Genomic DNA, 15237 nt, shown 5'->3' on the forward strand with positions numbered 1-15237 from the left:
AGGGAAGCACGTGTGGAAGCGGCGAACCCGCCGTTATTCCGAAGATGCCGTCTCTTTCGTTGCGAGATCCTCGAAGTTCGTGATCGCGACCTCGGTGTCGTCGAAACGCGCGGTTATCTCCAAGCGTCCTCCCAAGGCTTCGACGTAGCGCCGGAGGTTGCTGACATACATGTCGGCCCGCCGCTCCATCTTCGCGACGGCGGGCTGGCCGACACCGAGGACGGAAGCGAGCTCCGCCTGCGAGCGCTTGCGCGCCTCGCGCAGCTCGTCGAGCGTCATTTCCCGCAGCATGTCGCGCGTGGCGGCCTCGTTGCGTCGGCGCCGCTCGGCGCTCATGCCGTTCCGCAGCTTGTCGATGGCGTTTCGTCCCGTCATGGCAGCAAGCCTTCGCGCCTGAGCTCTTCGAGATGCTCGTGCCCAACCGAGTAGCAGGATCGGCGTACATCACCGCAACTTTTTAGCGTACCCGTACTCCACAGACCCCGACACGTCGTGCAGCGGTCGCTCCTCGCCGAAGCGCGTGAAGCCCAAGCGCTCGTAGAGGCGGTGGGCCTTGGTGAAGCGGGTGTCGGTGAAGAGCTGCAGCCGATGCGCGCCGCGGGCGCGAGCGGTCTCCTCCACGAGCGAGACGAGACCGGCGGCGAGGCCGCGGCGGCGCTGATCGCCGCGGACGTAGAGCTTCGTCAGCTCGGCGACGCCGTCCGCATCAGGCCCCTTGATGCCGCAGAACGCACGCACGCGCCCATTGCGATCCTCCACGACCCACATCGTCGTCCCGGCCGCCGAAAGCAGGCTGCGCGGCCGCACGAGCTCCGGGTAGTCGCCGTGCGGGTCGACGTAGCAGCCGGGATATTCGGCGAAGGCGAGCGTGAGGAGGCCGAGCATGTCCTGCGCGTCCGCGTCCGTGACGAGGCGCGGCACGGGGCGCTCGGGGCGGCGCATGACGACGGCCTCGAGGTCGTCGCGCCCGCCGCAGCCCTTCGCCGGGCGATCCAGGACGAACCCCTCGCGCTCGTAGAAGCGGATCGCGTCCACATTGCGCGGCTCGACCTCGAGCCACACGTCCCGCTCGGCGAGGCGGGCGAGCGTCTCCTCGAGGAGGCGCTTGCCGATGCCCCGGCCTTCCGTGCCGGGAGCGACGTAGAGCCGCCGCAGGCAGGCCTCGCCGGCATCGTCCACCTGGCCGAGGGAGGAGCCGAGCACCGCGCCCCCCTCACCTTCCGCCAGCAGGAAAACGGAGCCCGGCCGGTCGACCTGGCGCGCGAGCGCATCCAGCGCGTGCCAGCGATCGGTGATCTCCGCGACCTTCGCGGCACCATGGAAGCGATCGTAGGTCGCGTGCCAGCTCGCCACCAGCGCCGCCCGCACGGCGGCGAGGTCCTCGCGGGCGACGGGCCGGATCGCGGGCGTCATTCGATACCGAGCTTCTGCTTGACGATGGCGTTGACCGCCTGCGGGTTGGCCTTGCCGCCGGTGGACTTCATCACCTGGCCGACGAACCAGCCGGCGAGCGTCGGCTTGGCCTTGGCCTGCTCGACCTTGTCGGGGTTGGCCGCGATCACCTCGTCCACAGCCGCCTCGATGGCGCCGGTGTCGGTGACCTGCTTCATGCCGCGCTCCTCGACGATCGCCTTGGGCGAGCCACCCTGCGCCCAGACGATCTCGAAAACGTCCTTGGCGATCTTGCCGGAGATCGTCTCGTCGGCGATGAGGTCCACGATCTCGCCCAGCTGCGCGGCGGAGACGGGCGACGCCGTGATCTCCAGGCCCTCCTTGTTGAGGCGACCGAACAGCTCGTTGATCACCCAGTTCGCCGCGGCCTTGCCGTCGCGGCCCTTCGCCACCGCCTCGAAATAGTCCGCCTGCTCGCGATCGGCGACGAGGACGCCGGCATCGTAGGTCGAGAGGCCGTAATCGGAGACGAAGCGCGCCTTCTTCTCGTCGGGCAGCTCCGGCAGGTGGCGGGCGAGCTCGTCGACGAAATCCTGGTCGAGCTCGAGCGGCAGGAGGTCGGGATCGGGGAAATAGCGGTAGTCGTGCGCCTCCTCCTTGGAGCGCATGGAGCGCGTCTCGCCCTTGCCCGGGTCGAACAGCCGCGTCTCCTGGTCGATCTTGCCACCGTCCTCGAGGATGCCGATCTGGCGGCGCGCCTCGTACTCGATGGACTGGCCGATGAAGCGGATCGAGTTGACGTTCTTGATCTCGCAGCGCGTGCCGAGCCCCTCGCCGGGGCGGCGCACGGAGACGTTCACGTCCGCGCGCAGGTTGCCCTTCTCCATGTCGCCGTCGCAGGTGCCGAGATAGCGCAGAATGGTGCGCAGCTTCGACACGTAGGCCTTCGCCTCCTCGGAGGAGCGCATGTCGGGCTTGGAGACGATCTCCATGAGCGCGACGCCCGAGCGGTTGAGGTCGACATAGGACATCGTGGGGTGCAGGTCGTGGATCGACTTGCCGGCGTCCTGCTCGAGGTGCAGGCGCTCGATGCCCACCGTGAAGGACGGCCCGTCGAGCATGTCCACCACGACCTCGCCTTCGCCCACGATGGGGTGCTTGTACTGCGAGATCTGGTAGCCCTGCGGCAGGTCGGGGTAGAAATAGTTCTTGCGGTCGAAGATCGAGCGCAGGTTGATCTGCGCCTTGAGCCCCAGCCCCGTGCGCACCGCCTGGCGGACGCATTCGAGATTGATCACCGGCAGCATTCCGGGCATCGCCGCGTCGACGAGGGACACGTGCGAGTTCGGCGCCGCGCCGAAGCCGGTGGACGCGCCGGAGAACAGCTTGGCCTGGGAGTTCACCTGGGCATGGATCTCCATGCCGATGACGACTTCCCAGTCGCCGGTGGCGCCTTTGATGAGCTTCTTGGGATCGACGGGGGCGTTCATCGGCTCTCGGTCCTCGTGTGCGTCGCATCACGGGTTAGCGCTCTCTCGCGCGCGCTTCAAGTCGGGAGCGACGCCCGGGCGGGCGCGAGCGCGCGAAACCCCAGCGTCCGCGGCGGCGTTGTGGAGCCACAGCCCGCCGCAAGAGCCGAAAGGAGGCCGAGATGGCGACGAACGACGGCCGCAATCCCGCCGATCCCCGCACCCCGCATGCCGGGCGCGACCCCATGGTCGATCCCGCACCCGGTCCCTCCACCGATCCGTTCGGGACGCGTCCCGGCGAGATCCGCCCCGGCGAGACGACCCGCGGGGCCGGGCCCGATCCCGCGCCCGCCGATCCCGTTCACGCCCGCACCGACCCGACCTACCCCGGCGCCCCGGCACAGGAGAGCCGCGCGACGCGCGACGACCGCATGGCTCGGCCCGCCCGCTCGTCGTCCGGCGCGGCCTGGGGCTGGGCGATCGGCGCCGTCGTGGTGATCGCGGCCGTGCTCGCCTTCTTCCTGATGGACGGCTACGAGGCGAGCGACGTTCCGGTCACCGGCGCCATCGAGCAGCCGGCTCCCGCGCCGGTCCCGATCGATCCGCAGGCCGACACGCCGGTCGCACCGGCCGAGCCGATCGAGGCGCAGTGATGCAGCCGTCCTCGCGAGCCTTTCGCGCGGCTCGCGAGGATGGGCATCCGCTCACCAGGTCCGCAGGGCTCTTAGCGTGGGCGTCTTCTTCGATTGATGCTCACCCATGCGGCGGAACAAGCCGTCCAGCGCCTCGATCGCCGCCGTGACGTTCGGGCCCTTGTTGAGCATCACGCATTCGGCCCGCGCCGCCATCGCGGCGTCCGTCATCTCCCCGCGCGACGGGAGGCCGGACTTGACCAGCCGCTCCAGTACCTGCGTCGCCCAGATCACCGGCACATGCGCGGCCTCCGCGAGCCAGAGCAGTTCCTCCTGCATCTCAGCCAGCCGCGCGAAGCCGATCTCGACCGCGAGGTCGCCGCGCGCGATCATGACCGCGAAGGGCTGGTGGCCGGCGGCCGCGACGATGATCTCCGGCAGGTTGCGCACGGCGACGGGCGTCTCGATCTTCGCCACGAGCCCGATCTCTCTCCAGCGTGGCGTGCGCGCGGCGAGTTCGCGCTGCAGGCGCGCGATGTCGTCGGCGGTCTGCACGAAGGAATAGCCGATCATGTCCGCATGGGCGCAGACGAAGTCGAGATCGGCCCGGTCCTTGGCGGTCAGCGGATCGAGGGCGAGGACCGTCTCCGGGAAATTCAGGCCCTTCTCGGGCTTCAGCCGCGCGCCGCCGAGCTTGGCCTGATCGATCGCCACCACGAGGCCGTCATGCGCGCGCCCCGTCACCCGCCCGGAGAAGCGCCCGTCGTCGACGGCGACGCGGGCGCCCTCCCCGATCGCGTCGAAGATGTCGGGCGCGGTGCACGTCGCCTGGAAGGGAAAGGTCGTCGCGAAGCCCGGTGCGAGGGTCCGGCCCAGCAGCAATCGGTCGCCCACGCCGATGCGGGCACGGTCGTCGGCGACGAGCACCTCCCCGGTCCGGATCTTCGGCCCCGCAATGTCCATGAGGATGCGAAGCCGCCGGCCCATGCGCTCCTCGCTCGCGCGGACATGGTCGATCATCGCCGCCCAGGCGTCCGGGCCGTCATGGGCGCAATTGATGCGCACGGCGTCCGCTCCGGCGTCCGCGATCCCCTGCACGAGCGAGGGGTCGCTCGCGGCCTCGCTCGGGAGGGTGACGAGGATGCGGCCCTGGCGCTCGGCCCGCGGGGGGCCGAACAGCCGATCGGTCGCCGCGTGCAGGCGCGTCTCGCCGCGGAAGAACTGCCGCGGGCTCGGCGCCGGCCTCGGCGGGGTCTCTCCCGCGAGCGCGGCGAGGGCGACGATGGTGGCGTCGAGCGTCGCGAGCACGCGCCCCTCCAGGCGTCCGAGCGAGGAGAGCCCGCGCAGCATGAGCGCACGCTGGAGCGCGCGGTGATCGCGTTTGCGCAGAGCGAGGTAGTGGGCGAGGTTCAGCGCACCGACGGCGAAGGGCGTGCGGGCGAGATCGGCGTGCCAACCCGCCCAGCGTGCACGCCCCTCGCGCGCGACCTCGTCGCGCAGCGCCACGAGTTCACCCAGGACCGCCCGCGTCTCTCCACCGTCCGTCATCCGCCCCTCCCGTCACGACGCAGAGCGGGCTAACGGAGGACGACGACAGGACGATGTCGGCGCCTCACCCCGAGGCTGGGACCCGCTGGCGCTTGCGGTCGGCGCGCACGTTCCAGACGAAGATCGCGATGACGCCGACGGCGCCGACCGTCTCGATGATCGTGTTGTTGGGCCAGATCAGCGCCACGCCCGCGGCGAAGAGCAGGATGCGCAGGGGCCAGTTCAGCGGCGCCTCCATGTGCCCCTCGATGGCCGCGCCGAGCGCGTAGACGCCCACCACGGCGATGACGAAGATGTGCGCCACCTCGAGCGGCGGGCCGCCGAGGAACTGCGTGTAAGCGAACAGGATCGGCATCAGGTAGAGGCCCTTGGCCACCTTCCACGAGACGAGGCCCGTCGCCATCGGCGGCGTCTTGGCGATGGCCGCGGCGGCGAAGGCCGTGAGGCAGACGGGTGGCGTCACGTTCGAATCCTGGCTGAGCCAGAAGATGATCATGTGCGCGGAGAGGAGCGCGAGCTTCACCGTGACGGGGTCGAGAACCTGCGGATAGACCAGGGTGAGCACCTCCGGCGGCATCGCCGCGATGAAGGCGGTGGCGGCATCGCGCGTCATCGGCGCGGCGAGCGCGGTCATCGCGTTGGGGTCGGCGAGCATGAGCGTCATGCGCGCGGCCTCCGGGACGCCGCCGGCGACGAGGACGTCGATGAGCGCGTTGTTCTGGATGAGCGCGTGCAGCGCCGGCGCCGAGAGCGTGGCGAGCACGATGTAGGACGCTGTCACCGGCAGGCCCATGCCGAGCACGAGCGAGGCGAGCGCGATGAGGGTGAGCGCGATGAGCAGGTTGTTGCCGGCCCATTCATTGATCATGAGCGAGAAGGTGTTGCCCACGCCCGTCATGGCGATGACGTTGATGACGAGGCCCACCGCCACGAGCAGCACCGCGGTCATGATCATGTTCTGCGCGCCGAGCGCCAGCGCGTCGAGGATCGCCTTCGGCCCCATGCGGTTCGGCGTCAGCCAGGAGGCGGCGATGCACGCGAGGATGGCGAATCCGGCGGCGTAGACCGGCGTATAGCCGGCGATCAGGAGGCCGATGAGCACGGCGACGGGGATGAGGAAGGACGGCCCACCCTTCTTGAGCACCTCCCACGCCGTCGGCGCGTCGGGGTCGTTGGCGACGAGGTTGCGCTTCTTCGCCTCGATGCGCACGAAGAAGGCCACCGACAGGAAGTAGACGATCGCCGGCAGCAGGCTCACCGCGGCGATCTCGAGGTAGGAGATCTGCGTGTAGGTCGCCATCACGAAGGCGCCGGCGCCCATGATCGGCGGCATCAGGCCGCCACCCGTCGAGGCGGCCGCCTCGACGCCCGCCGCGAATTTCGGCGGGAAGCCCGCGCGCTTCATCAGGGGAATGGTGATGACGCCGGTGGAGACGGTGTTCGCCACCGCCGAGCCGGAAATCGTGCCGGTGAGGCCCGACGACATCACCGCCACGAAGCCAGGACCGCCGACGAACCGCCCGGCGACGGCGCGGGCGAGGTCGATGATGAACTCGCCCGCCCCCGAGCGCACCAGGAAGGCGCCGAAGAGGATGAACAGGAAGACGAAGGTCGCCGAGATCAGCGCGATCGAGCCGAACATGCCCTCGTCGGAGAAGACCGAGCGGAACAGCAGCGTCTCCGTCGACAGGCCCGCGAATCGAAACACGCCGGGTGCCGACGGGCCCCACCAGACGACGTAGGTGAGCGCGATCAGGATCAGGCAGGGAATGATCAGGCCGGTGGCGCGGCGCGTCAGCTCGATGGCACCGCCGATGACGATGAAGGCGAGAACGTAGTCGACGTTGGAGAGCCGGACGCCGCGGTCGTAGATCGCGTTCTGGTTCGAGATCAGCCACAGCGTCGCCACGGCGACGACGATGCCGAAGGCGATGTCGAAGGCGAGGACGGCGCGGGTGGCGCCGGGGCTGCGCGTGCGAATCAGCGGATAGCGCATCGAGCAGAGGAAGGCGAAGCCGGCGAAATGGATCGCGGTGAGCCAGACCTGGTCGAAGGTGCCCAGCGTGTTGACCCAGATGTGGTAGAGCGCGAGCGCGATGCCGACGACCCAGGCGACACGCCCGATGAGGGTGCCTTCGAAGGAGCGCACATGCGCTTCGACCTCGCCCTGGGCGTCCTTCTCGGTGTGGTGCTTCTCGTCGGCGGCGGGATCGAGGCGAGGCTGGGGCGCGTCGGTCATGGGAGGCTGTGTCCTATCGCAGCGTCAGGCACTGCGCGATGCCGCATGAACCGGTCCGACGCAACATGCATTTCGGTGTCCGGCGCACGCCTGCCGCTCGTCGCGCCGAAAGGTGGAGGGCGGCACGGATGCCGCCCTCCCGGAGATGTCGGCGATCAGGGGCGCAGACGATCCGGGACCGTCAGGCCCGCCTCCTCGTAATAGCGCAGCGCGCCCGGATGCAGCGGCAGCGGCAGGCCGGAGAGCGCGTTGTCGAGGCTCATCTCGTTGGTGGCGGGGTGGATCGCCTGCAGGAACGGCAGGTTCTCGTAGATCGCCTTCGTGATGAGGTAGACCGTCTCCTCGGGCACGTCCGCGTTGACGGCGAGGAAGTTCGGCTGCGCGATCGTGGTCACGTCCGCGTCCTGCGAGGGATAGGTGCCCGCCGGGATCGGGTAGGCGGTCCACAGGTCCTCGAAGGAGCCGTTCGCCTCGGCGATCTGCGCGTCGTCGAAGCCGAGCAGCTCGATGCCGTCGCCCATGGCGGCGAAGGCGCGCGTCACGGCGGAGACGGGCACGCCGGCGGGGGTCGACATGGCCACGATCTGGCCGTTCTGGAGGGCATCCGCGGAGGGGTTGTAGCCCATGTAGGCGAGCTCGAACTCCTCCAGCGGCATGCCCAGATTGGCCATGATCACCTCGTTCGAGCCGATCGTGCCGGAATTCTGCAGGCCCATCGAGACCGCCTGACCGGTCACGTTCCCCATGTCGGAGATCGTGCCCGTCTCGGCGTGCTCGCTGAGAATGACGAAGTGCTCCACGTTGGGCCACAGCTGCGCGATGGAGCGCAGGTTCTCCTGCGGGCCGGATTCCTCGATCGGGCCGGATCCCTGGCGGGCGTAGGCGCCGAAGAGGCCCTGGAGAATGGCGAACTGGGCCTCGCCGTCGCGCAGGAGGCGGATGTTCTCGCCCGAGCCGGCCGAGTTGATGGCCGACATGTTGATGCCCTCCTGATTCTGGAGGCGCACCTTCACGAGCGTCGCGATGGCGACGCCGACGGGGTAGTAGGTGCCGCCGGTCGAGGCGGTGGCGAGCAGGTAGTCCTGGCTCTCCTGGGCGCTGGCCGCATGGGGCACGAGCGAGAGCATCGTGCCGGCCATCACGGCGGCGAGGAACGTACGCTTCGTCGAATTGGCCATCGAGTCCTCCCAATTGCGCGGCCTTGCCGCGTTTCGTCGTATTTAGAATGGGCGCTCGCCCCCGGGTCAACCGCGCGAGGCGGCGAAAAGGGCCGAGCTCGGCCGTTTTCGTGTGCGGCATGGTTGCCGCACCGTTCCTCCCCTACGTCACCGATTGTTCATGAACAGATCGATGAGGCCGCGCGCCGCATCGAGCGTCGGGTCGAGCGGAGGGTCGAGCGGAGGGTCTTGCGACGGCGCCGCGGCGGCGGGTGGCAGCGAATCCGTCGGCGCGGGCTGCGAGGGGGCCGGCGCGGCCGTGACGGCGGGCGGCTGCGGCTGCGGCAGGCCGAGCAGGCGCTCGATGCCGCGGGCTGCTTCTTCGCCGACGGCGCGTTCCAGCGCCTCGCCGGCGCTCGGCGCATCGATGCCGAAGATGCCCGAGCCCATGGCGCGCAGCCGTTCGTAGGCGCCGACGGGGTCCTGTAGCACGCCCGCGATGTCGGGGTAGATCCGCGGACGCGCCCACGGCCCCTCGATGCGCACGGGCGCACCGAAGCCGACGAGCTCGATCCCCTCCCCGCTCCCGCGCTGGAAGGCGACGCGCGGCTCCACGGTGAAGGCGAGGCGCTGCTGCGGCAGGTCGACGGCGCCCGTGCCGCTCATGTCGACGAGGGGACCGACGAGGCGCAGGTCGTTCGTGCGCGCGATGCCATTCTCGATGGCGAGGCTGGCCTCCACCGCGTAGAGCTCGGTGCGCGCGCCCTCCGCGAGCGCCCAGCCGTCGACGATCCCCGTCGACAGGAGCCGCGCGAGGGAGGTCACGTCGACGCCGCGGATCGCCCCGTCGCGGAAGGCGAAGCCGGCGCTGCCGAAGAGCGTCTCCATCAGCCGTCTCTGGGTGACGAGGCTGCCCGACACGTCGAGGCGCAGGCTGCCGCGCCCCTCGAGCCGCTCGAAGCCCGTCGCCGCGGCGAGGAAGGAGCGCGCGTCGAGATCGGCGAAGGCGAAGCGGGCGGCGAGGCTCGGCGCGGCGGGGTCGGCGACGACGTCGACGCGCCCGTTGCCGCCGCCGCCGTAGAGCGCGATCTCCTGCAGCTCCGCCGCGAGCCGGCCGTTCTCCAGCCGGGCCGTGGCGGAGACGCGCCCGGTCTCGATGTCGCGGAAGACGAGGGCGCCGAGGGAGAGGTCGAGGGCGACGTCGACGGCGCGCAGCGCCGAGAGGTCGACGGGCGTCTCGCTCCAGCCGGCAAGCGCGCCGCCCGATGCGCCGCCGTCGCTGGAGAGGCCGAAATACGGGTTGAGGTCCAGACGATCGAGGGCGAGCCGCCCCTCGATGCGCGGGCGTGGGCCCTGGACGATGCGGGCCTCGCCCGTTCCGCTCGCTCCGTCGAGGGCGATGCGCGCCTCGGCGAGGCCGATCGCGCCCGGCGCGACGTCGAGCCGTCCCGAGACGGCGAAGGGTCCGAGCCCGCCGGGCGTCGAGGGCGCACGCCCGAGCCAGGCGAGGAGATCGCGCAGCGAGCCCGTCCTCAGCGACGCCTCGCCCGCGAGCGCGCCGCCGGGGGCGAGCGTGCCGCGATAGCCCGCCTCGAAGCGCGGCGCGGCGAGGCCGAGATCGAGAGCGCCCGCGCGGCCCTCGACCAGCGCGCGGGCGTCGAGCGTGCCGTCGAGCCCGATCCGCTCGCCGCGCCACACCGCGTCCCCCGACACCGCGACGGGGCGGGTGAGATCGGTGATCTCGACGGCGAGCGTCAGGGCGGAGAGCCGCTCGGCGTCCCCGCCTTGCGCCAAGGCCGCGAGCGCGGGAATGCGTGCCTCGCCCTCCGAGAGCGCGATCCGGCCCGCCGCGTTGAGGCTCGCGCGCAGCGCCGGCATCGTCTCGCCGGCGAGCGCGAAACGCAGGTCCGCCGCGAGCCGCCCGGAGACCGGAGGCGCGCCCGGCGGCACGAGCGAGGCGACGTCGAGCGCACGCGCGGCGAGCGAGCCGGAGACGCGGGCCCGCGCCCCGTCGCGCCCGATCCGCGCCTCGCCGGAAACCCGCCCTCCCCCGATGCCCGCCTCGTCGACGGCGAGCGTCGCCGCATCGTCCTCCAGCTGCGCGCGCAGGAGAGCGGGCGCGATCTCGCGGCCGGCGACGCGCAGGCGCTCGAGGCCGAGCTCGACGTCGCCGACGACCGTGCCGAGCGCAGAGAGGTCGATCGTCTCGCCTCCCCCAGCGCCGCCGCCGCCCGCCGGCGCGAGCGCGTCGAGATCGAGGAGCGGCCCGGCGAGCCGCACGTCGATGGCGGGCGCGCCGCCGCCGAGCACGACGTCCGCCGCGCCCGAGAGCCGGCTCTCGCCGCTCGCGAGGTCGACGTCCCGCAGCGCGAGGCGCGGCGCCGACCAGGTCGCTTCGGCGCCAAGCGCGAGGGGTGCGGGCAGCCGGCCCGGAGCCTCGAGGTCGAGGGAGACGTCCACCGCCTCCCCGCTCACCAACGCCAGCGGCGAGGCGATGCGGGCCTCGAGCGAGACCGGACGGCCGTCGAGCGCACCGCTCGCATCGATCATCGTCTCGCCCGCGGGGTCGGGCATGGCGAGGGTGAGGGCGAGGTCGTCGAGCCGCGTCTCGCCGCCCGGCCCGCGCAGCACGAGGAGGCCGTCCTCGACGCTCAAGCGATCGATGGAAACGGAGGCGAGCCGGCCCGCGAGCGAGGCGTCGTCGTCAGCGCTCCCGTCCGGCGCGGCGGCGACGCCGCGGACGATCCGCACCACCGGCCGCTCCAGCACGATGTCGGTGAGGCGGATGGAACCCGAGAGAAGCGGCGCGAGCGCGAGGCCGAAGGCGGCGCGCTCCACGTCGGCGGCCAGCGCGTCGGCGGCGTTCGGCGCGCTCTCGATGCGCAGCCGCTCGGCCGAAAGCGCGATTTCCGGGACGACACCGAGCGAGACCGGCCCGTCGAAGGCGACGCGCCAGCCGGTGCGCGCCTCGATCTCGGCGGCGAGGCGGGCGCGCACGGTCTCGGCCGGGATCAGGACCGGCACGAGCGCGAGCGCGCCGGCGGCCAGGGCCGCGAGCACCGCCAGTCCGATCACCACCCGCCGCAGCATGCCGGCTCCTCACGAACGTTCCCGCTTCGTGCGCGAGGATAGCCGATTCGCGAACCCGTCGCCCGGGTCGATCGACGCGGCGTGCTACGCCCGCGCGGGCGTAGCACGCAGCGCCCGCCAGACGCGCTGCGGCGTCGCCGGCATGTCCATGTGCGTGACGCCCCGCGGGCGCAGCGCGTCGACGACGGCGTTCATCACCGACGGCAGGGCCCCCGCGCAGCCGGCCTCGCCGCAGCCCTTGACGCCCAGCGGATTCGTGGTCGCGGGGAATTCGAGGTTCTCCACCGCGAAGAACGGCGCGTCGTCGGCGCGCGGGAGGCCGTAATCCATGAACGAGCCCGACAGGAGCTGCCCGTCCTCGTCGTAGACGACGCGCTCGAGCAGCGCCTGGCCGATGCCCTGGACGACGCCGCCATGGAGCTGCCCCTCGACGAGGAGCGGGTTGACCACGACGCCGAAATCGTTGGCCGCGACGTAGCGCACCAGCTTGGTGACGCCCGTCTCCGGGTCGATCTCCACCTCGGCCACGTGGCAGCCGTTCGGGTAGGCGGAGGGCGAGGTGTCGTGGACGTGCGTCACGTCGAGCGAGCGCGCGAGGCCGTCGGGCAGGCTGGCCGCGAAGCCCTCCTCGCGCAGCCGCGCGGCGAGCTCGAGCACGGCGATCGAGCGATCCGTGCCGGCGATGGCGAAGCGGCCGTTCTCGAAGACGATGTCCACCGGCGCCGCCTCGAGCGCGTGGGCCGCCAGCGGCTTACCGGCCTCGATCACCTCGTCCACCGCGCCCACGATGGCCGCGCCCGACGCCATCAGCGACTTCGAGCCGCCGGTGCCGCCGCCGGCCACGAGCCGGTCGCTGTCGCCCTGGACGAGGCGCACCGCCTCGAAGGGCACGCCAAGCTTCTCGGAGAGCACCTGCGCGAAGGCGGTGGCGTGGCCCTGCCCGTAGTCGAGCGTGCCGGTGAGAAGCGTCACGCTGCCGTCGGGCTCGAAGCGCAGCCCGCCCATCTCCGCGGTGACGAGGGCCGTCACCTCGCAATAATGCCCGATGCCGATGCCGCGCAGCAGGCCGCGCGCCTCGCTCTCCTCGCGGCGCGTCGAGAAGCCGTCGACGTCGGCAGCCGCGAGCGCGGCCTCGAAGATCGCCGGGAAGTCGCCGCTGTCGTAGGTCGTGCCGGCGGGCGTGGCGTAGGGCAGCGCCTCGGGGCGCACGTGGTTGCGCCGGCGCAGCTCGAGCGGATCGATCCCCATCTCGGCGGCCGCCGTCTCGACGAGGCGCTCCATGAGGTAGTTGCCGTCCGGCCGTCCGGCCCCGCGATAGGGGCCAACGGGCGTCGTGTTGGTGTAGGCGCAGGTGATGCGCGCATGCACGGCCGGCGTGCGGTAGACGCCCATGGCGTTCTTGGGGATGTTGATGGTCGAGAAGAGCGGCGCCACCGGGTTCAAGTAGGCGCCGAGATCGGCGACGCCCTCGATCTTCAGAGCGAGGAAGTTCCCTTCGGCGTCGAGGGCGAGCGCGCCGTCGAGGGTGACGGCGCGGCCGTGATGGTCGGAGACGAAGCTCTCCGAGCGCGTGTCCGTCCAGCGCACCGGCTTGCCCAACGCCTTGGCCGCATGGAGCAGCGCCACGTATTCCGGGTAGATCGCCGACTTCATGCCGAAGGAGCCGCCCACCTGCCCCGTCAGCACCCGCACCTTCTCGGGCGCGACGCCGAGCGCCTTGGCCAGCAGGTTGCGCATGGGAAACGTGCCCTGGCTGCCCAGGCGCAAGGTGAAGCGCTCGTCGGCGGGATCGTAGGTCGCGATGGCGGCGCGCGGCTCGAGCGGCGCGACGACGACCCGGTTCGACACGACCCGCAGCCGCGTGACGTGCGCGGCCGTCGCGAAGGCCGCCTCGCAGGCTGCGGCATCGCCGGACGCCCAGGTGACGGCGCGGTTCCCGGGCACCTCGTCCCAGATCGCCGGCGCGCCCTCGGCGAGGGCGGCCTCGGGGTCCGCGACGACGGGAAGCACGTCGATGTCGGGCATCACCGCCTCGGCGCCTTCGCGGGCGGCCGCCGCAGTCTCGGCGACGACGAGAGCGATGGGATCGCCCACATGGCGCACCCTGTCCTCCGCGAGCGCCTTGCGCTGGGGGATCGCCATGGCGCTGCCGTCGGCGTTCTTCATCGAGGCGGCGATGTTCGCCGGCATCGGCGCGGTCCAGGCGAGGTCCTTCGCCGTGTAGACCGCGACCACGCCCGGCACCTCGAGCGCGCCCGCGACGTCGACCCCGCGCAGGACGCCGTGGGCCATGGTCGAGCGCACGATCGCGGCGTGGAGCTGCCCGTCGAGCGCGAGATCGTCGGTGTAGCGCCCCTCGCCCCGCAGCAGCGTCGGGTCCTCCGTCCGCGGCACGGGCTGGCCCATGCCGAACTTCGCGGTCATCAGGGGGGTGCTCTCGTCCATGCCGGGCTCTTCGCTCTGGTTTCTCTCGCGGAATGCACGCCGCGCCTCGGGGCGGAGGCTAGGGCGCGGACGCCCGCGAGAGAAGGGGCGCGCGCCGATCCGCGAGGAACGGGCCGATGGGTATTCGCGCACGGAGCCGCGAAAGGTCGTCAGGCGACGGTTTGCGCTTGCCCGAGGACGATCCGCACATTAGGTTGCATTCCAGGATGCGCAAGAGAACGACCGACGACCGATGAGCGTGGGATCCACATGAGCCTGAGCTGGGAGAGCGCTGCCAACTTCGCGGCCGCCATCGGCGTGCCGCTGCTCCTGCTCGCCAACGGCGTGCTCATCGCCGAGGGCTTCGGCATGTCCCGCAGCGTGGGAGAGCTCTCCGCAGAAGCGCGCCGGACCGCTGACAACGTCGCGCGGCTGGAGGCGAGCGTCGGCGATCAGGGGCGGGCGATCGAATCGATCGAGGAACGGCTCTGGCGACAGGAAGCGGATCCCCGTCGCCTTCTCGTCGACATGGGAGTGCCCGTGGACACCGACATGGTGGCGATCTGGGTCGACGGTCGGACCTACACGCTGCCCATGAGCCGGGATGCCGAGCTGCGGCTCGAGTCCGCCGGCTACGAACGCCGGGAGATCACGCCGGCGATCGACGGCTGGGTACGCGCACCCACTCGGTGAGCGCCCGTCTCCCGTCCGCTTGCCTCTCGGCGGCGGAGCACGCTATGGCTGGGGGCCCATCCACCGCATCCCGGAGCCGTGGCGCCCTCCATGACCGACCAGAGCCCCACCGACATCGCGCAGATGCCCTTCGAAGCCGCCCTCGCGGAGCTGGAGGAGATCGTGCGCAAGCTCGAGCAGGGCTCCGTGCCGCTCGAGGATTCGATCCGCATCTACGAGCGCGGCGAGGCGCTCAAGAAGCATTGCGAGACGCTCCTGAAGAGCGCGGAGGCGCGCATCGAGAAGATCGGGCTCGGTCCGGACGGCACCGTGCGCGGCGCCGCGCCCCTCGACGTCGACGCCTGACGCGGCTCATTTTTCCGCCTCCGCTGCGGAACCGCGACGCTGTCGCCGCCGTATGCGCTCTCGGGCGGGCTTTGATCTCGCCCGGCCGAGCCCTATCTCGACTGCTCGTTCCCGAGGATCCCGCGTTCCATGGCCGCTTCCAACCGCCCCGACACCCCCCTCCTCGACACGATCCGCGATCCCTCCGCTCTGCGGGGTCTCTCCGACCAGGAGCTGCGGCGGGTCGCCGACGAGCTGCGGGCGGAGAC

The 15237-nt window shown here is 71.5% G+C and carries 11 protein-coding genes; 3 read left to right on the forward strand and 8 right to left on the reverse strand.

The annotated features are described in order from the left end of the window. Window positions 1–33 precede the first annotated feature (33 nt). From IEX89_RS17195 to gatB, 3 genes are all read right to left on the reverse strand, one after another. On the reverse strand, window positions 34–336 hold the full coding sequence (locus IEX89_RS17195; RefSeq protein ID WP_244645537.1) for an XRE family transcriptional regulator: 303 nt from the start codon (window positions 334–336) through the stop codon (window positions 34–36). Between the two features lie 108 nt (window positions 337–444). Then, window positions 445–1413 (reverse strand): GNAT family N-acetyltransferase, encoded by a 969-nt coding sequence (locus IEX89_RS17200; RefSeq protein ID WP_188914479.1) that lies wholly within the window; start codon window positions 1411–1413, stop codon window positions 445–447. Next, window positions 1410–2882 carry an Asp-tRNA(Asn)/Glu-tRNA(Gln) amidotransferase subunit GatB gene (gene gatB / locus IEX89_RS17205; protein ID WP_188914480.1) on the reverse strand — a complete coding sequence of 491 codons (1473 nt, stop codon included), beginning with the start codon at window positions 2880–2882 and terminating at the stop codon, window positions 1410–1412. Before gatB ends, IEX89_RS17200 begins: the two co-directional genes overlap by 4 nt. 161 nt (window positions 2883–3043) lie before the next feature. On the opposite strand from gatB, the gene IEX89_RS17210 reads away from it, so the two are divergent. Beyond that, window positions 3044–3514 carry a hypothetical protein gene (locus IEX89_RS17210; protein WP_188914481.1) on the forward strand — a complete coding sequence of 157 codons (471 nt, stop codon included), beginning with the start codon at window positions 3044–3046 and terminating at the stop codon, window positions 3512–3514. A 51-nt stretch (window positions 3515–3565) separates the two neighbouring features. Here IEX89_RS17210 and IEX89_RS17215 read toward each other — a convergent pair whose 3' ends face one another. From IEX89_RS17215 to IEX89_RS17235, 5 genes are all read right to left on the reverse strand, one after another. Then, window positions 3566–5041: a pyruvate kinase gene (locus IEX89_RS17215; protein ID WP_188914482.1), complete on the reverse strand. Its 1476-nt coding sequence runs from the start codon at window positions 5039–5041 to the stop codon at window positions 3566–3568. 64 nt (window positions 5042–5105) lie between these two features. After that, window positions 5106–7280, reverse strand: coding sequence for a TRAP transporter permease (locus tag IEX89_RS17220; RefSeq protein WP_188914483.1), 2175 nt, complete (start codon window positions 7278–7280; stop codon window positions 5106–5108). A gap of 155 nt (window positions 7281–7435) precedes the next feature. Continuing rightward, window positions 7436–8458, reverse strand: a complete 1023-nt coding sequence (locus IEX89_RS17225) for a TAXI family TRAP transporter solute-binding subunit (RefSeq protein ID WP_210317659.1) — start codon at window positions 8456–8458, stop codon at window positions 7436–7438. Between the two features lie 147 nt (window positions 8459–8605). Further along, the gene (locus tag IEX89_RS17230; protein WP_188914484.1) at window positions 8606–11527 is read right to left on the reverse strand and encodes an AsmA family protein; all 2922 of its coding nucleotides are present in this window, start codon (window positions 11525–11527) and stop codon (window positions 8606–8608) included. Window positions 11528–11611: 84 nt separating this feature from the next. Next, window positions 11612–13972 (reverse strand): xanthine dehydrogenase family protein molybdopterin-binding subunit, encoded by a 2361-nt coding sequence (locus IEX89_RS17235; protein WP_188914485.1) that lies wholly within the window; start codon window positions 13970–13972, stop codon window positions 11612–11614. A gap of 249 nt (window positions 13973–14221) precedes the next feature. On the opposite strand from IEX89_RS17235, the gene IEX89_RS17240 reads away from it, so the two are divergent. Then, window positions 14222–14644 carry a hypothetical protein gene (locus tag IEX89_RS17240; RefSeq protein ID WP_188914486.1) on the forward strand — a complete coding sequence of 141 codons (423 nt, stop codon included), beginning with the start codon at window positions 14222–14224 and terminating at the stop codon, window positions 14642–14644. A gap of 90 nt (window positions 14645–14734) precedes the next feature. After that, window positions 14735–14989: an exodeoxyribonuclease VII small subunit gene (locus tag IEX89_RS17245; RefSeq protein ID WP_188914487.1), complete on the forward strand. Its 255-nt coding sequence runs from the start codon at window positions 14735–14737 to the stop codon at window positions 14987–14989. Window positions 14990–15237: the final 248 nt, after the last annotated feature.

Source organism: Salinarimonas ramus (assembly GCF_014645695.1).
Lineage (GTDB): Bacteria > Pseudomonadota > Alphaproteobacteria > Rhizobiales > Beijerinckiaceae > Salinarimonas > Salinarimonas ramus.

What these genes read in the sequence shown, in the direction of transcription:
- IEX89_RS17195 (WP_244645537.1), bottom strand. Translation starts at nt 336, where the DNA reads ATGAGCGCCGAGCGGCGCCGACGCAACGAGGCCGCCACGCGCGACATG.
- IEX89_RS17200 (WP_188914479.1), bottom strand. Translation starts at nt 1,413, where the DNA reads ATGACGCCCGCGATCCGGCCCGTCGCCCGCGAGGACCTCGCCGCCGTG.
- gatB (WP_188914480.1), bottom strand. Translation starts at nt 2,882, where the DNA reads ATGAACGCCCCCGTCGATCCCAAGAAGCTCATCAAAGGCGCCACCGGC.
- IEX89_RS17210 (WP_188914481.1), top strand. Translation starts at nt 3,044, where the DNA reads ATGGCGACGAACGACGGCCGCAATCCCGCCGATCCCCGCACCCCGCAT.
- IEX89_RS17215 (WP_188914482.1), bottom strand. Translation starts at nt 5,041, where the DNA reads ATGACGGACGGTGGAGAGACGCGGGCGGTCCTGGGTGAACTCGTGGCG.
- IEX89_RS17220 (WP_188914483.1), bottom strand. Translation starts at nt 7,280, where the DNA reads ATGACCGACGCGCCCCAGCCTCGCCTCGATCCCGCCGCCGACGAGAAG.
- IEX89_RS17225 (WP_210317659.1), bottom strand. Translation starts at nt 8,458, where the DNA reads ATGGCCAATTCGACGAAGCGTACGTTCCTCGCCGCCGTGATGGCCGGC.
- IEX89_RS17230 (WP_188914484.1), bottom strand. Translation starts at nt 11,527, where the DNA reads ATGCTGCGGCGGGTGGTGATCGGACTGGCGGTGCTCGCGGCCCTGGCC.
- IEX89_RS17235 (WP_188914485.1), bottom strand. Translation starts at nt 13,972, where the DNA reads ATGGACGAGAGCACCCCCCTGATGACCGCGAAGTTCGGCATGGGCCAG.
- IEX89_RS17240 (WP_188914486.1), top strand. Translation starts at nt 14,222, where the DNA reads ATGAGCCTGAGCTGGGAGAGCGCTGCCAACTTCGCGGCCGCCATCGGC.
- IEX89_RS17245 (WP_188914487.1), top strand. Translation starts at nt 14,735, where the DNA reads ATGACCGACCAGAGCCCCACCGACATCGCGCAGATGCCCTTCGAAGCC.